16 protein-coding genes are annotated in these 14,814 nt (G+C 67.4%); 3 read left to right on the top strand and 13 right to left on the bottom strand.

Annotated elements, in window-relative coordinates; translation table 11 throughout:
* Positions 1-145: 145 nt before the first annotated feature.
* Together ABE472_RS10130 and ABE472_RS10125 are read right to left on the bottom strand one after the other, a co-directional pair.
* A complete protein-coding gene (locus tag ABE472_RS10130) occupies positions 146-520 on the bottom strand; it encodes a DUF6713 family protein (RefSeq protein WP_346466121.1) in 375 nt (124 codons plus the stop codon).
* Between the two features lie 89 nt (positions 521-609).
* On the bottom strand, positions 610-2,085 hold the full coding sequence (locus ABE472_RS10125; protein ID WP_346466120.1) for a S41 family peptidase: 1,476 nt from the start codon (positions 2,083-2,085) through the stop codon (positions 610-612).
* Between the two features lie 198 nt (positions 2,086-2,283).
* On the opposite strand from ABE472_RS10125, the gene ABE472_RS10120 reads away from it, so the two are divergent.
* Positions 2,284-2,754, top strand: a complete 471-nt coding sequence (locus ABE472_RS10120) for a DUF2383 domain-containing protein (RefSeq protein WP_346463239.1) — start codon at positions 2,284-2,286, stop codon at positions 2,752-2,754.
* Between the two features lie 205 nt (positions 2,755-2,959).
* Here ABE472_RS10120 and ABE472_RS10115 read toward each other — a convergent pair whose 3' ends face one another.
* Together ABE472_RS10115 and ABE472_RS10110 are read right to left on the bottom strand one after the other, a co-directional pair.
* Positions 2,960-3,115, bottom strand: coding sequence for a hypothetical protein (locus ABE472_RS10115; protein WP_346466119.1), 156 nt, complete (start codon positions 3,113-3,115; stop codon positions 2,960-2,962).
* 212 nt (positions 3,116-3,327) lie between these two features.
* Positions 3,328-4,176, bottom strand: coding sequence for a hypothetical protein (locus ABE472_RS10110; protein ID WP_346466118.1), 849 nt, complete (start codon positions 4,174-4,176; stop codon positions 3,328-3,330).
* Positions 4,177-4,413: 237 nt separating this feature from the next.
* Here ABE472_RS10110 and ABE472_RS10105 point away from each other — a divergent pair, with 237 nt between their 5' ends.
* Positions 4,414-5,094, top strand: coding sequence for a lysozyme inhibitor LprI family protein (locus ABE472_RS10105; RefSeq protein ID WP_346466117.1), 681 nt, complete (start codon positions 4,414-4,416; stop codon positions 5,092-5,094).
* 21 nt (positions 5,095-5,115) lie between these two features.
* On the opposite strand, the gene ABE472_RS10100 is transcribed toward ABE472_RS10105, so the two are convergent.
* The 3 genes from ABE472_RS10100 to ABE472_RS10090 form a co-directional block, all read right to left on the bottom strand.
* A complete protein-coding gene (locus ABE472_RS10100) occupies positions 5,116-5,781 on the bottom strand; it encodes a DUF3011 domain-containing protein (protein WP_346466116.1) in 666 nt (221 codons plus the stop codon).
* A 158-nt stretch (positions 5,782-5,939) separates the two neighbouring features.
* Positions 5,940-6,338 (bottom strand): response regulator, encoded by a 399-nt coding sequence (locus tag ABE472_RS10095; RefSeq protein WP_313210441.1) that lies wholly within the window; start codon positions 6,336-6,338, stop codon positions 5,940-5,942.
* Between the two features lie 133 nt (positions 6,339-6,471).
* Positions 6,472-7,236, bottom strand: coding sequence for a CPBP family intramembrane glutamic endopeptidase (locus ABE472_RS10090; protein WP_346466115.1), 765 nt, complete (start codon positions 7,234-7,236; stop codon positions 6,472-6,474).
* Between the two features lie 153 nt (positions 7,237-7,389).
* Between ABE472_RS10090 and ABE472_RS10085 the strand changes: the two genes are divergently transcribed.
* The gene (locus ABE472_RS10085) at positions 7,390-7,686 is read left to right on the top strand and encodes a zf-TFIIB domain-containing protein (RefSeq protein WP_088432901.1); all 297 of its coding nucleotides are present in this window, start codon (positions 7,390-7,392) and stop codon (positions 7,684-7,686) included.
* Positions 7,687-7,704: 18 nt separating this feature from the next.
* Here the strand turns inward: ABE472_RS10085 and ABE472_RS10080 are convergent, their stop codons facing one another.
* From ABE472_RS10080 to ABE472_RS10055, 6 genes are all read right to left on the bottom strand, one after another.
* The gene (locus tag ABE472_RS10080) at positions 7,705-8,217 is read right to left on the bottom strand and encodes a GNAT family N-acetyltransferase (RefSeq protein WP_346466114.1); all 513 of its coding nucleotides are present in this window, start codon (positions 8,215-8,217) and stop codon (positions 7,705-7,707) included.
* Positions 8,218-8,317: 100 nt separating this feature from the next.
* Complete coding sequence (locus ABE472_RS10075) at positions 8,318-9,358, bottom strand: copper resistance protein B (protein ID WP_346466113.1); 1,041 nt, start codon at positions 9,356-9,358, stop codon at positions 8,318-8,320.
* The gene (locus ABE472_RS10070; protein WP_346466112.1) at positions 9,355-11,148 is read right to left on the bottom strand and encodes a copper resistance system multicopper oxidase; all 1,794 of its coding nucleotides are present in this window, start codon (positions 11,146-11,148) and stop codon (positions 9,355-9,357) included. Before ABE472_RS10070 ends, ABE472_RS10075 begins: the two co-directional genes overlap by 4 nt.
* A gap of 104 nt (positions 11,149-11,252) precedes the next feature.
* Positions 11,253-11,648: a CopL family metal-binding regulatory protein gene (locus ABE472_RS10065; protein ID WP_313210454.1), complete on the bottom strand. Its 396-nt coding sequence runs from the start codon at positions 11,646-11,648 to the stop codon at positions 11,253-11,255.
* A gap of 94 nt (positions 11,649-11,742) precedes the next feature.
* Positions 11,743-13,548 carry a DNA helicase RecQ gene (recQ, locus tag ABE472_RS10060; RefSeq protein WP_346466111.1) on the bottom strand — a complete coding sequence of 602 codons (1,806 nt, stop codon included), beginning with the start codon at positions 13,546-13,548 and terminating at the stop codon, positions 11,743-11,745.
* A gap of 677 nt (positions 13,549-14,225) precedes the next feature.
* Positions 14,226-14,777, bottom strand: a complete 552-nt coding sequence (locus ABE472_RS10055; RefSeq protein WP_019185151.1) for a Dps family protein — start codon at positions 14,775-14,777, stop codon at positions 14,226-14,228.
* Positions 14,778-14,814: the final 37 nt, after the last annotated feature.

Below are 14,814 nucleotides of genomic sequence, written 5' to 3'. Positions count from 1 at the left end.
TGCTGGGGTGGCGACCGGGGTGCAGCACGGATGGCGTTGGTATCGGCGCAGGGATGACGGGCCAGCAACGGCCTGCAAGGGGCGCTGCCGCTAGTGACATCGCGCGGGATTCCGCGGCGACGGGCATGCCCGGCCGCGATGCGGATCAAGCGCTCGCGCGTGCCCGCGGTGCACTGCGCAGCGAGCGCAGCAGGCACAAGGCCGACACCAGGCAGGCAAGAATGATCGCCATCGACACCGGCAGATGAAATGCGCGATGGCCATACAGCGCGAAGCCGAGGTGGATGATGAAGGTGGCCAGGCCCAGTGCCGCGCAGAGCCTCGCGAAACCGCGTGCCTTGCCGGTCTGCAGCACCACATGGCGGTAGCCGAGCACCACCACGCCCACGGCGATCAGATTGAACACCAGGAAGCCCTGCACGCCACCCGGCAGCAGGAACATCTCCCACTCACGCCAGAAGGCGGCATCGATCTGATGGAGAATCAAGGCGAGCAGCGTGGCGAAGTAACGTCGTTCCATGAGGCGGGCGGTGCCAGACGCTGCGGATCCTGCAGCGTGCGTAGTGTAGCGGCCCACCAGGGGTGACCCCTGCGCCGCCGGGGCCGGGCTCAATGCATCCCGATGTCGCTGGCGAGCGTATCCACCACGCGCTGCGCCCGTGCCCGGGCGCTTTCTCCGCTGCGCGGAACGACGGGCAGGTCCGGGGTGATGCCGGCAACTTCGTCGCTGCCGTCGGCACGCAGGCGTACGCAGTTCGGTACGCGCACGCGCAGGTGCGAATGGGGGAGTTCAGGCGGCGCGTCTGCACTCATGAAGCCACAGCCATAGCCGCCGCTGTGCGTACCGACGATGCGGGCGATGTGGTTGTCCTGCATGCGCGCGGCAAACATTTCGGCCGAGGACGCGGTCTTTCCGTTGGTCAACACATACACCGGGCCATTCCATGCGCCCCAGTGCCCGCGCAGATCCTGTGCCCAGTCCAGGCGGTGGGCGATCAGGAAATCATCGAGGGTGTCCACGGCAGGGTTCGGCAGCGGACCGCCGGACGTACCCGCCGCGACCAGGCGCCGGCACGGTGCGGCGTCCCATGCCTGCTGCGTGTGCCAGGCCCAGGACAGATCGCAGGGCGGCATGGCCACCGCCTGCCGCGATGCCTGGAAGGCGGCGCGCTGCGTGCTCAACAGCCGGCGGGCGGCCGCGTTGGGGTGGTGATGACGCAGCGCGTCGTCGAGCCGTTCGTACTGCTCGTCCAGATACGGTTTGCCCGCCGCCGACTGGCTGACCTCCAGGACGGCGGAGGCCACCGGCTGCGAAGTAAACAGGCGCGCGAGGGTGTCGCCGCTGTCGTCACCGCCCGGGTTGTCACCCACATCCACCAGTACCGCGTCCACGCCGTCCTGCTGGAAGCGCCGCAGGCTGGCGGCAATCGCAGCGACCCAACTGCGGCCCACTGTGCCGCGCATCTCCGCGGTGGCGTCGGCCTGCCGCAGCTGTGGCCACAGCGCGTGGCACACGCCTGGATAGCGCAGCGCATCGAACTCGTGCAACCGCAGCAGGCCGATCGTGTGCCCGTCCGGCAAGGACAGCGTGCCGGCGCGCAGCATGGGGTCGGCCACATCGTTCAAGGGGTGGTAACCCGGCAGCGTGTCCAGCGGCAGGCTGAATTCGTGGCGACCCTCGTCGGATACGCCAAGCAATGCGCAGCCTGCGCCAGCGCCCAGGGCCCGTGGGTCCACAGCAGCGGGCGCCGGGGAGCTGGGGGCCTGTTCAAGCGGGTCGAGCAGGCTGAGGTGGCCGTCATGGAAGCCGGCCAGGAAGGTGCGAAGGGCCTGGGCCGCCTGCGCATCGGTATGCGCTTCGGCCAGTGCGCGCTGCGCGGAGGCATCCAGCGCGGGTAGATCCACGCCGCCCTGAGGCGAGGCGACCCAGGCCAGGTGCGCGTAATCGTGCGCCAGGATCTGCTTGAGTGCCGCGTGGTCGGCCTGCCAGCCGCTTCGATCGAATGCCGGTGTGGCACGGCATGCTTCCGGCGATGCCATGGCCAGCATCGCCAGCGTGATCACGATCCCTCTCATCCCTGCCATATAGCCTCCTTGCGACCCGGCGCAGTGCCGCACGGGGCAAGGGTGACGGGATCGTGTGTGCGATCGACTCCGGTCGATCGTAGCCAATGCGCGTGTTCCCCGGAAGTCCCGGAGTCGCATCACGCCACCGTCCCTACGACGCGCGCACGATCAGGCCATACCCGGCCACAGTGGGCCACGATCCCACGGAGCGGTGTGATGAGTACCGTCCAATCCGGCCACGCGATACGCGAACTCAACCAGATCATCGGCATCGCGCGCGACGGCCACGACATCTACGCCAGAGCCGTCGCCGACGACGGGACGCAGGATCCGCAGTTGAACGCGCTGATGATGCGGATGGCCGCAGCGAAAATGCAGGTCATCGATGGGGTCACGCGGCTGGTGCGCGACGCCGGCGGTCAGCCCGCCCGCCACCGTACCCTGGCCGGCAGCCTCCGTGGCGGCTTCGGCAGGTTGGGCACCGTACTCGGGGATGCGGGCATCCAGTACGCCAGTGAGAGCCAGGCAGCTGAAGCGCGTCTGGTGAGGGCACTCGAAGTTGCCGCGCGCGATGGCGCACTGACGGCACATGCGCGACGAACGCTCAACGGCATGCTGCTGGAGACGCGGCTCGGTTGGGACGACATGCGCCAGGAGGTAGATGACCTGCGGGGCCGGGATGCATAGTCACCCACACCGTCACCTACACCGTCCAGGAAGCACGCGCATGCCCAGCGTCGCGAATGAGCTTCGTAGTGAAGTTCGTAGTGAAGGATGCAAGCGATTGAAGGACGCTGGAAGTTGAAGGATGCCAGAGGGCGCCGACTGTACGTGGTCGCCGTCTGCATGTGAGGGCTGCGCGGATGCGCAGCCCCACCATGCGGCAGACGAATTACTTCTGCTGCGGCTTGTTGCCTGCGTCAGGGGCGTTCTTGGTGTCCTGTTCCTGCTTCTGCTGCTTGGCCTGCGCGTCCTTGCGGTCCTGTTCGGACTGCGGGCCTTTCTGTGCAGCAGCAGCATTCTTGACGTTGTTTTCGTTGTTCTGCATGTTGGACAGGGTGTGACTCCAAGGCGACGTGATGTCGCAACCCCAGCGTGGACCTGCAGCTGTTACGCGAGGGTCGCACTGGGATGAGCATCGGGTCAGGGTAGTCTCATGACCAAGTGCTACACCGCGTGGGCGGGACCACCCACGGCGCTGCTGGTCCACAACGTGCCTTCATCCCAGGCGCCGAGTTGGAGGCTGCGGCCGTCGATGTATCAGGATTGGCAGAGTGTCCCGCAATGGTCGCTGCTGAACCCGGCAATGGCCTGCTGCAGGAGCGGAACGTCGCTTGGGCCCACCTGTTCCAGCGCGTCTTTCAACGCGTCACGCACTGGCTGCCGTTGCTCGAGCTGCAGCATCTGCGCGTAAGGCGCCGCCGTCTCTGCCAGCGCACGGACCAGGGTCCGCTTCAGCGTGCTGCCCGCCGGCTGGGCACGCATCACCTCCAGCATCTCCAGGTACTGGCGTTGCGCATTGCGGCGAAGGGTGTCGGTGCCGCCCGGTCCCAAACCGGCGAGCTCTGCGGGCGTTGCAACGGTCAGCCACGTATCCACCAGTGGCTGCATCCGTGCGCCGCACTGCAGCAGGTACGGTAGCAGCAGGCCCAGCTGTGCCTGGAAGCGCTCGGCGTTGCGGTTGCCTTGGCGGGCCTGCTCGCCGGAATGGAGGAGCACGGCGGCTGGCATCGCACCCATCCCGAACTGCATCAACCGGGTGGACAGCGTTACGCCGTACTGACACGCGTTGGTCAGCAGACTCAGGTCCGCCGTCGCGTAGTCCGGCGCCAGGACGTCGGTCGTGTTGGTCACCGCCGCCAGCAGCTGCATGGCGCGTGGGCTGTCGAGCTGCTCCGGTGCGTTGTCGGCGTCGGCTTGCTGCAGCAGTTGCAGGTAGTCGCGCGTGGCTTCGTACTGCGCCATGAACTGCGGCGGTATGTCATCGGCACGTGCGGGTGAGGGGACCAGCAAGATCACGAGGAGGGCCGCGCCCAGCGGTGTCGGTGCAGACGCACGCGCCGGCCATGCCAGTCGTCGCGTGAGAGAAGAAAACGGGCTGCCACTCATCCGGGGCATGGTCCTTGGATCGATTCGGGCATGGAGCGTAGGTGACCCGGGGCAGGGCGGCAACCCGGTGCGCAGCATGCGTCGCCGGGGCATCCTGCGGGTGCCCGGCAATCGGTTGTCCTCGAATGGCGGTTGGGAGATGCAGGCGTGGGCCATGAGTGGTCTGCCTGTGCACACCGCAGAATCGCTTACGGGGGCACAATAGCCAGTCATTCGTTGATCGTTGTTGGAGGTGCCATGAACCGTTTCGTCCTGCTGGGTGTGGGGGCGCTTGCGCTCGCGGCCTGTTCCAAGCCGGCGCCGTCCGATACCGCGACTCCGGCAGAGCCTGCCGCGCCGGCCACGTCGGCCCCCGCTGCCAGCGCGCCCACCGCAACCGCCAGCCCGACCCTGCAGCCGCCGTCGTTCGATTGCGCCAAGGCGCAGTCCGAGGCCGAGCAGCAGGTGTGTGGCGACGCCCGCCTGGCCGCGCTGGACCGCCAGCTGGCCGCGCTCTACAAGCGCGTGCAGACCAGCCCGGACGAGCTGGACATCGCGGCCGAGCAGCGTGGCTGGATCAAGGGTCGCGATGCCTGTTCGCGCGCGGTGGACCCGCACCGTTGCCTGGTGGAGTCCTACCAGACGCGTCTGGTCGAGCTGACCCTCAACGCCGGCGGCATCCAGGTGCCGGCCAAGGTCGAGTACCGCTGCGATGACAACAGCAAGCCGGTGACGGCGGTGTTCTACAACGACATCGATCCCACTGCGGCCGTGATCAGCTGGGGCAATGACCAAGCCATCGTGTTCCCGGTGCCGGTCACCCGCGAGGAAAACAACGGCGGTCGCTGGGGGCGCGAAGGCGTGGACCTGCGGACCCACAACGACCAGACCACGCTGGAGTTCTACGGCACCACGCTGCAGTGCCAGGTTGCCAGGTAGGGGCGGGCGCCGCCGCGTTGCTCAGCGCACGCGGCGGTAGCGCACCTCGTTCTGCCGGTCGCCCACTTCGGTGGTGACGAAGCCGTCGCGGCTCTGGCTGATGTCGAACACGCTGCTGCCGACGTTGAGCTGGCCGCCATTGACCCAGCCGTTCAGCGACTGCCCACGCGTCTGTGCGCTCATGCGGCCGTCGCTGTCGATGCGCATGCGGATGTCGGCGTTGAAGGTCGGGTTGTAGCCCTCGAACTCGCCGATCATCCAGTCGGGCACATAGGACGTGTGGCGGGCGCCCTGGTAGTTTTCGTCGTCGTAGCGCGCGTCATCCTTGTTGGCGTTGTGGGCCAACGCGCCGAGAATCGCCGCGCCGATCAACACGCCGGCGGCGACTTTGGCGTCGTGGTTGTCATCGTCACGGCGGTCATCGCGGTCGCTGCCGCCGTGCACCCGGAACGAGGCGCGGCAGCCATCGTCGACCCACACCTCGCGGCGGTCGTAGTCCCAGTTGCGGCCCTGGCGGCAGTCTGCACCGGACAGTTTGCGGTCCAGGGTGACGTAGCCCGCGCGGGGCAGGGCGCAGGATTGATAGCGGTTGTCGCGGCTCTCGCAGGTGACGAAGTCATCCGCGCGCGCGTCTCCCAACGGCAGCATCAACAGCAGGGGCGTGGCCAGCAGCATACGGAAGAGCATGTCGTCGATTCCGGAAGGGAAAAGGAGCGCGTCGCATCGTATGGGAAGCGGGAGACCCCCGTTCCCGGCAACGACGATGGCCACGCGGACATGAAATCCGGATGAAGATCACCGCGCTGCGCGCCCGGACGGCCGCCGGGCGCCGCAGGTGACTCGCCTCAGGCGCAGGCCGCCAGCGGGTGCTGGAAGCAGGCACGGATCGCGTCGAGCAGCTCGCTCATGCTGTAAGGCTTGGGCAGGAAATGCATGCCCGGGCCGAGCTGAGGCAGCACCACGGAGGGCTCCAGGCCCGAGGTGACCAGCACCGGCAGCCCGGGCTGTTCCTGCTTGACCCGATGCGCCGCCTCGATGCCACTCACCGCGCCCAGGCAGACATCGGTGAACACCAGATCGAAGCGCTCGCCGGCCTGCAGCAGGCCCAGCGCGGCTTCGGCGGAACTGACCGCCACGACTTCGCAGGCCTGGCTTTCCAGCGCCATGCGGCTCAGTTCGCGGGTGTCTTCGGTGTCTTCGATCAACAGCACGCGCGGTTCGGGATGGTGCTTGGACAACAACATGGAGCGTGGTTCCTGCTTACCCCCGGAGAGGGGCGCGCAAGTATCGCGGGCCGCCGGTGAGGAGACCGTCGACGGCGACCAAATGCCGGGTGAATCGAGGGCGGGATCGTACCGCCCGTAGCGCCCACGGCGCTCAGGCAACGGCCGCCGACCGCCGGCGTCCACGGTGCCAGGCCCACACCAGCCCGACCGCCAACCCCGCTGCCGACAGGCGCAGCACTGTCGCCGGCCAGCCGACCGCGGTGGCCTCGCTGATCACGAAGACGTTCCAGGCCAGGTTGAGCGAGACGTGCAGGGCCAGCCCGCTCCACAGGGTGTAGTCGTCCAGGGTGTTGATCCAGGCGAATACCAGCCCGCCGATGCCGGTGATGGCGAACACCTGCAGCGCCATGCCCCCGCCGCCGCCGAACGACCACCAGTGGATCGCACCGAAGATCACCGCCTGCACCAGCGCGGCGGCCAGCCACGGCCAGCGCTGCTGGCGATGGGCGAAGATGAAGCCGAAGCCACGGAAGATGATTTCCTCGGCGAACGGGAACAGCACGCCGAGCATCAGCAGTGCGAGGACATCCTGGGTGGGATTCACCCCGCCCAGCCACCACAGGCCGAGCCAGCACGGCAGGGTCGCCAGCAGGGCCAGTGCCGGGCCCTGCCAGCCATTCCAGCGCAACCCGAGCAATGCGTGCAGGCGTTGCCCGGGGCGCAGCAGCAGCGCAGCCACGGCCAGCACCAGCAGCACGCCCAGGCCGTTGTCGAGGATGGCGCCGCCATAGGGGATCGGCAGCTTCGGAATCGGCGTGCCCAGCCACGCGGCAAGGTCGCGCAGATTGATCGACACGGCCAAGGTCAGCACCACCACGCAGGCGGCCAGCCAGGTGGGCAGGCGGAGGGACGGCATGGGACGCTCCATATCCAGGGACGGCGTGGATTGTTCGCGATTGCCACACCCGCAGCATGGGGCATAGGTCGGGGGGCCATCGGTCATGGCCGCGTTGCACCACGGTCAGGTATGACCGGCTAGAGTGCGGCTTTGCCCCTTGGATTACCGCCCATGCAATGCCCCGTATGCAAGACCCAAGCGCTGCAGATGTCCGAGCGCCAAGGCATCGAGATCGACTACTGCCCGCAGTGCCGTGGCGTGTGGCTGGACCGAGGCGAGCTGGACAAGATCATCGAGCGCTCGGCCGGTGCCGCCGCCCCCGCGCCGGTGCGCGCGGCCGCACCGCCGCCGCCGGCTGCCGTGCAGCACCGTGATACCCGCCACCTGGGCCAGCAGCAGTACGGTGACCAGCAGGGCTACCGCAAGAAAAAGAAAGAGAGCTTCCTGTCGGATCTGTTCGACTTCTGATGCACGCCTGCGCTGCGCTCAGGCGCGGCGCAGGATGAATTCCCGGTCGACGCTGTTGCCGACCGGGAAATCGTATTCGCCGACCTTGCTGCAGCCGTAGCGCGCATAGAAGCGCTGCGCACCCAGGTTCTCGGACCACACGCCGATCCACAGCGTGCGCCGCTGTGGCTGATCGAGCCACGCCAGGAAGGCGTCCATCAGGCGCGCGCCGTGGCCGCCACGCTGGTGACTGGCGAGCAGGTAGAGGCGTTTGAGCTCGATATCGCCCTCGCTGGCCTCGGCATGCGGCAGGCTGTTGGGCCCTGCGGCGAGATAACCCACCACATGTTCCCCGTCTTCCAGCAGCCACGCCGCGTTGCGTGGATCGGCGAGTTCGTGACGCTGCGGCTCGACCGAATAGTGCCTGTGCAGGAACGCGTGCAGGTCCTGCGGCGGGTAGGAATCGCCGAAGGTTTCGGTGTAGGTGGCGATGGCGATCGCCGAGAGCGCATCGGCATCGGCAACGGTGGCACGGCGCAGGGTCAACATCATGGCGCAAGGCAGGCAGGTGGGGCCGGCAGCTTACGCCATCGCCTGGGGTCGGCCGTGGTTCCGGGTACGTCGGTACCCGGAACCTGTCATCGCGGCTGGATCAGAACCAGACCCGCACGCCCGCCACCCAGCGGGTATCGCGCGCGCGCTCGCCGGCCGCCTCGTGGTAATCAGCGGTATCGCCGAACAGCCGCTCGTGGCTGATGCCGATGTAAGGCGCGAAGCGGCGGCTGAACTCGTAGCGCAGGCGCAGCCCGGCCTCGACCTTGTTGAGTCCCGAACCGTTGCCATACTCCGGTTCGTCCTTGGCCGAGAAACGGGCTTCCACCAGCGGCTGCAGGATCAGGCGGTTGGTCAGCAGCAGCTCGTACTCCACTTCCACCGTGGCCGCGACCTGGCCGCCTTCGCCGACATAGGCCGTGGCCGAGGTCTCGAATTTGTACGGCGCCAAGCCCTGGATGCCGAACGCCGCCCAGGTGCGTGAATCGGCCGGGCGGAAATCCTGTTTCACGCCGACCAGTACGTCCCACCACGGCGACACGCTGCGGCCGTACATCACTTCCAGATCGGCCGATCCGGTGCGGCCGTCACTGCGCTCGCCTTCGCTGCGCAGCCACAGCCGGTGGATGTTGCCGCCGACCCAGCCGCTGGCCTCCCACGCCTGGCCGGTACCGTGCTGACCGTCCCAGTGTTCGAGGCGGTTGACCAGCAGCATGCTGTGGATCTCCGGCGCATGCTCCATCGCGCCGTGGTCGATCGGCGGGAACGCGGCGAGGCGGTCGGCGGCGGTCACGACAGGAATCGGTTCGAGCGGTTCGGTGGGCGCGGGCGCCTTCGGCACGCCATGCCCCATCGCGGCGTGGTCCATCTTCGAATGGTCCATCTCGCCGTGATCGGTCGTGCCGTGGTCCATCGTCGAATGGTCCATCTGGGCGTGGTCGACGCTGCCGTGGCCCATCTTCGAATGATCCATCTGGCTGTGATCGACGTTGCCGTCATCTGCCGGTGGCGCGTCGGTCGGGGTCGGTGTCGTGGCATGGCTGGCATGGCTGGCATGCGACTGCGCCCACGCCGGTGCGGACAAGGCCAGCAGCAGGCCGGCGCTCAGTGCGGATAGCACGGTGAGAGGCGAGCGGCTCATTCTTCGATCCTCACTTCGCGCATCATGCCCGCTTCCATGTGGTACAGCAGGTGGCAGTGGTAGGCCCAGCGGCCGAGTGCGTCGGCACGTACGCGGTAGGTGCGGCGGGTGCCGGGCGGCATGTCGATGGTGTGCTTGCGCAGGTGGAACTCGCCGTCCGCGTTTTCCAGATCGCTCCACACGCCGTGCAGATGGATCGGGTGCTGCATCATGGTGTCGTTGACCAGCACGATGCGCATGCGCTCTCCGTAGTTCAGGCGCAGCGGTTCGGCGCTGGCGAACGGGATGCCGTCGAAGGACCAGCTGAATTTTTCCATGTGGCCGGTCAGGTGCAGCTCGACCTCGCGGCCGGGATCGCGCCCATCGGGATCGTCGAACAGGCTGCGCATCGCGCCGTAGGTGAGTACGTTGCGGCCGTTGTCGCGCAGGCCGATACCAGGATCCTCCAGCTTGGGCTCGGTGGCCATGCTCTGCATGTCCACCAGCGGATTGCCTTGCTCGCTGGCCGGGTGACGCGGCGCTTTGGGATCGGTGCCGTGTGCACCGTGGCCCATGCTGGCACCGCAGCCGCCTTCCATGCCCTTCATGTCGTGGCCCGCCATCCCGTTGGTGGCATGGCCCATGTCGTGGCCCATGTCACTCATGGTCAACAGCGGGCGCGGGTCGCGCGCGGGGATCGGCGCCTGCAGGCCGTGGCGTACCGCCAGCGTGCCGGCGGCATAGCCGGTGCGGCCCATGTCCTGGCAGAAGATGGTGTACGCGTCCTGGCCGCTGGGTTCGACGATCACATCGAAGGTCTCGGCCGGGGCGATGCGGAATTCATCGATGCTGACCGGGTGGATGTACTGGCCATCGGCGGCGACCACGGTCATCTTCAGGCCCGGGATGCGCACGTCGAAATAGGTCATCGAGCCGCCGTTGATGAAGCGCAGCAGCACCTTCTCGCCGCTGCGGAACAGCCCGGTCCAGTTGCCGGCCGGGGCGGTGCCGTTGAGCAGGTAGGTATAGGTGTGGGCGTTGATGTCGGAGATGTCGGTTGGCGTCATCCGCATCCGGCCCCACATGCCGCGGTCGGCGGTGGCCGCGGCCCAGCCGTCCTTGCGGACATCGCGGAGGAAGTCGGGCAGGGTGCGCTTGTAGTAGTTGTCGTATTCGGCAAGCTTCTTCATGCGCCGGAACAGCGCGCCGGGGTCCAGGTCGGTCCAGTCCGAGAGCAGGATCACGTGCTCGCGGTCGACGTGATACGGCGCCGGTTCGAGCGGGTCGATGATCAGCGCGCCGTACAGGCCGGCCTGTTCCTGGAACAGGGAATGGCTGTGATACCAGTACGTGCCCGACTGCTTGAGGGTGAAGCGGTACTGGTAGGCCTCGCCCGGGGCGATGCCGTTGAAGCTCAGGCCGGGCACGCCATCCATGTTGGCCGGCAGCAGCAGACCGTGCCAGTGGATGGAGGTGGGGTGGCCCTGCAGCGTATTGGCGACCCGGATGTTGACCGTCTGGCCTTCGCGCCAGCGCAGGATCGGTGCGGGCAGGCTGCCGTTGACGGTGATCGCCGGGCGGGTGCGGCCGGTGAAATTGGCCAGCGATTCGCCGATGCTCAGCTGCACATCATGGCTGCTGAGCACCTTTGGGGCACCGGCAAGGCCGGGGCCGGCGGCGGCGAACGCACGCGGGCTCAGACCCGTGGCGGCCAGGCCGGCGACCACGCCGCCGGCAGCCACGCCCTGGACGAACAAGCGGCGCGACGGCATGGGCGGGGTGCCCGTGCCGGGTGTTTTGGGGAAAGACATTGCAACTCCGGATCTGATTCGAATGGCACACGCAGTGCCGTCAACGCACGCACACCGGGGCATGCGCGCAGAGCATCAGGCAGGCGCTCGCAGAGCGCGGCGGATCAGGCGATCGGAGGGCGGGTGATGCGGTCCAGCGGGGGCATCGGCCGCGACGGATGCGCGGTCAGGATCGGTGCCAGCGACAACGGTGGCGGCGTGGCGATCCACGCGATCTGGACGGTCAGGCTGGGCTGCTGGGCACAGCTGCGCAGGCAGTCCTTGATCTTGCAATGATCGCCATCGTGCGGGGCCTGGACGCTGGTATCGGCGGTGGCCATGGCGTCGTGATGGTGCGCGGCAGGCATCGGTGCATCGCCATGGCAGGGCGTGCCGGGTGTGCTGGTTCGGCTCGGTTCGGCCATGGCCAGCGCCATGGGACCGGCCATGGCGACATTCAGCCCGTTGAGCAACAGGCTGAGCATCAGGACGACTCGCAGGAGCAGGCCACTGGCGGACATGGGGCTCACCTTACTGCCAAACCCTGGCGGCCGCACCTGTGGCTGAACGCAGGGTTCAACTCTGGAGCCGGGTCTGCCTGAACAGGCCGGGGCATCAGCCTTCCTCGCGCACGATCTCGACCAGGCGGTCGCCGTAGCGGGCCAGCTTGGTGCCGCCGATGCCACCGACCCGGCCCAGCGCGTCGACGCTGGTGGGGCGCTGTTCGGCGATATTGCGCAGGGTGCTGTCGTGGAAGATCACGAAGGCCGGCACGTTCTGCTCGCGCGCGAGTTCGGCACGCAGGCCACGCAGCGCGTTGAACAGCGCCAGATCCTGCGGCAGCACCGACAGGCCGGTGCGCTGGCCGCTGCGGTCGCGCTCGCGGGCGGCCTTGGGTGTCTCGCGGCGCATCATGACCTTGCGCTGGCCCTTGAGCACCTCGCGGCTGCCATCGGTCAGGCGCAGCCCACCGTAGGCGCTGCTGTCCACCTCGAGCAGGCTGGAGGCGACCAGCTGGCGGAACACGCTGCGCCAGCTGCGGGCGTCGAGATCCTTGCCGATGCCGTAGGTGCTCAATTCGGTGTGTCCGAACTGGCGCACCTTCTCGTTGTCGCCGCCGCGCAGGATGTCGATCAGATGGCCGACACCGAAGCGCTGCCCGCTGCGGTAGACGCAGCTCAGCGCCTTCTGGGCGGCAACGCTGGCATCCCAGGCATCCGGTGGCAGCAGGCAGTTGTCGCAGTTGCCGCAGGGCTGGGGATAGGTTTCCCCGAACCCGGCCAGCAGGACCTGACGACGGCACTGCATGGATTCGCAGTAGCCGAGCAGGTGATCGAGTTTGGACCGTTCGAGCGTTTTGCGGTCTTCGCCGGCTTCGGACTGTTCGATCATCTGCTTGAGCAGCACGACATCGCCGAGCCCATAGCAGAGCCAGGCTTCGGCAGGCTCGCCGTCGCGCCCCGCGCGGCCGGTTTCCTGGTAATACCCTTCCATCGATTTGGGCAGATCGGTATGCGCGACGAAGCGCACGTCCGGCTTATCGATGCCCATGCCGAAGGCGATGGTGGCGCACATGACGATGCCATCCTCGCGCAGGAAGCGGCGCTGGTTGGCGGCGCGTACCTCGGCGGGCAGGCCTGCGTGGTAGGGCAGGGCGCTCATGCCCTCCTTGCACAGGAACTCGGCGGTTTCTTCCACCTTGCGCCGTGACATGCAGTAGACAATGCCGGCTTCCTGGCGGTGGACCTTGAGAAAGTCCAGCAGCTGGCGCTTGGCGTTGTCTTTCTGGACGACGGTGTAGCGGATGTTGGGACGGTCGAAGGAGCTGACGAAGTGCTGGGCGTTGGTCAGGTCCAGGCGTTCGGCGATTTCGCGCTGGGTCGGCGGATCGGCGGTGGCGGTCAGCGCGATGCGCGGGACGTCGGGCCAGCGCTCGTGCAGGACGGTGAGCTGGCGGTATTCGGGACGGAAGTCGTGGCCCCACTGCGAGACGCAATGGGCTTCGTCGATGGCGAACAGGGCGATCCGGCTGCGCGAGAGCAGCGAGAGGAAGCGGCCGGTCAGCAGTCGCTCGGGGGCGACGTAGAGCATGTCCAGTTCGCCGGCGAGCAGTTCGCGCTCGACGCGGGCGGCGGTTTCGCCATCGAGGGTGGAGTTGAGGTATTCGGCGCGCACGCCGAGCTGGCGCAGGGCTTCGACCTGGTCCTGCATGAGGGCGATCAGCGGCGAGATGACGATGCCGGTGCCGTCGCGGAGCAGGGAGGGGACCTGGTAGCAGAGCGATTTGCCGCCGCCGGTGGGCATGAGGACGAGCGCGTCATTGCCGGCGGCGACATGCTCGACGATCGCCTGCTGCGGACCGCGGAATTCGTCGTAACCAAAGATGCGGCTGAGCAGGTCGTGCGCGGGGCGGGAAGACATCGCGCTAGTTTACCTTGCCCAGGCTACGGGCCGTGTCCTCGGATGCCGGATCGGTGTGTAGGAAAGCCGAGGCCGGAGCCAAAGCCGGAGCCAAAGCCAAAGCCGGAGCAGGAGCGGGAGCGGGAGCCGGAGGCAGAGGCAGAGCTGAAGGCGCAAAGCGCCGGGCGTGGCCTCCTACGGGGTTGGCGCGGTGTGGGTGGGTCTGCTGGACCCGCCGTGAACCCGTCCATGGGGGCTCGATGTGCGCCATCCATGGCGCACAACGGTCCTGCAGACCCACCCACACCGCGCCGTCGACACTTGGCTGGTCTTCAAAGGAGAGCCAGTCGAGAGCCAGTCGAGAGCCAGTCGAGAGCCAGTCAAACGCAGACAGGCGCCAATCGGCGCCTGTCTGCTGCTACTTGCCTGTTACCTGTTACCTGTTACCTGTTACCGCTTGTCGAAGAGGCCGCTCTGGCTTGCCCAACCGTCCATCCAGATCTGTCTGGCGAGTGGGGGCCAGGCCCTGACGGGACCGTCAGGGCGCCAAGGATGGCGCCCACGAGCCCCCAAGGATGGGTTTACGGCGCGTCCCGGCAGGGCCTGGCCCCCGCTCGCCAACACGGAGATGCCCGTCAGCCAAAGCCGCTGCCTCTGCCTTTGCCGTCAGTCAGCCAAGCCCGCCAAAAAACAAATCCTTACTGCAGCAGCGAACGCAGCATCCAGGCGTACTTTTCGTGGGTCTGCAGACGCTGGGTCATCAGATCCTCGGTCGGTGCGTCGTCCGCATCGTCTGCCACGTCCAGCACTTTGCGCGCCGTACGGCACACCGCCTCGTTGGCGGTGACCAACTGGCGTACCATTTCACGCCAGTCCGCGCTGTCGGTCAGGCCCGGCTCCTCGGCGATCGAGGTCAGGGCCGCGAACTCGCGGTACGAGCCCGGGGCATTGAAGCCCAGTGCACGGATGCGTTCGGCCACGTCATCCAGGGCCGCCCACTGTTCGGTGTACTGGGTCTCGAACATGGTGTGCAGCGAGTTGAACATCGACCCGGTCACGTTCCAATGGAAGTTGTGGGTCTTCAGGTAGAGCGTGAACGCATCAGCCTGGAAGGCCGACAGTCCATCGGCGATCTTCTTGCGATCGCCCTCCTTGATCCCGATATCGATGTTCGGGGCCGACGGGGCCGCCGCGCCGAGCTTCTGCTTGGCAGTCTTGGGCTTTGCCGGGGTCTTGGTCGTCTTCGCCATGGGAGAACTCCTTATGGATGGGATGAATCGGATGGCC

The sequence above is a fragment of the Stenotrophomonas sp. TWI809 genome, assembly GCF_039673205.1.
Classification (GTDB): Bacteria; Pseudomonadota; Gammaproteobacteria; order Xanthomonadales; family Xanthomonadaceae; genus Stenotrophomonas.
The sequence above is the reverse complement of the archived record's forward strand: the minus strand, read 5'-3'. Positions and strand labels throughout refer to the sequence as shown.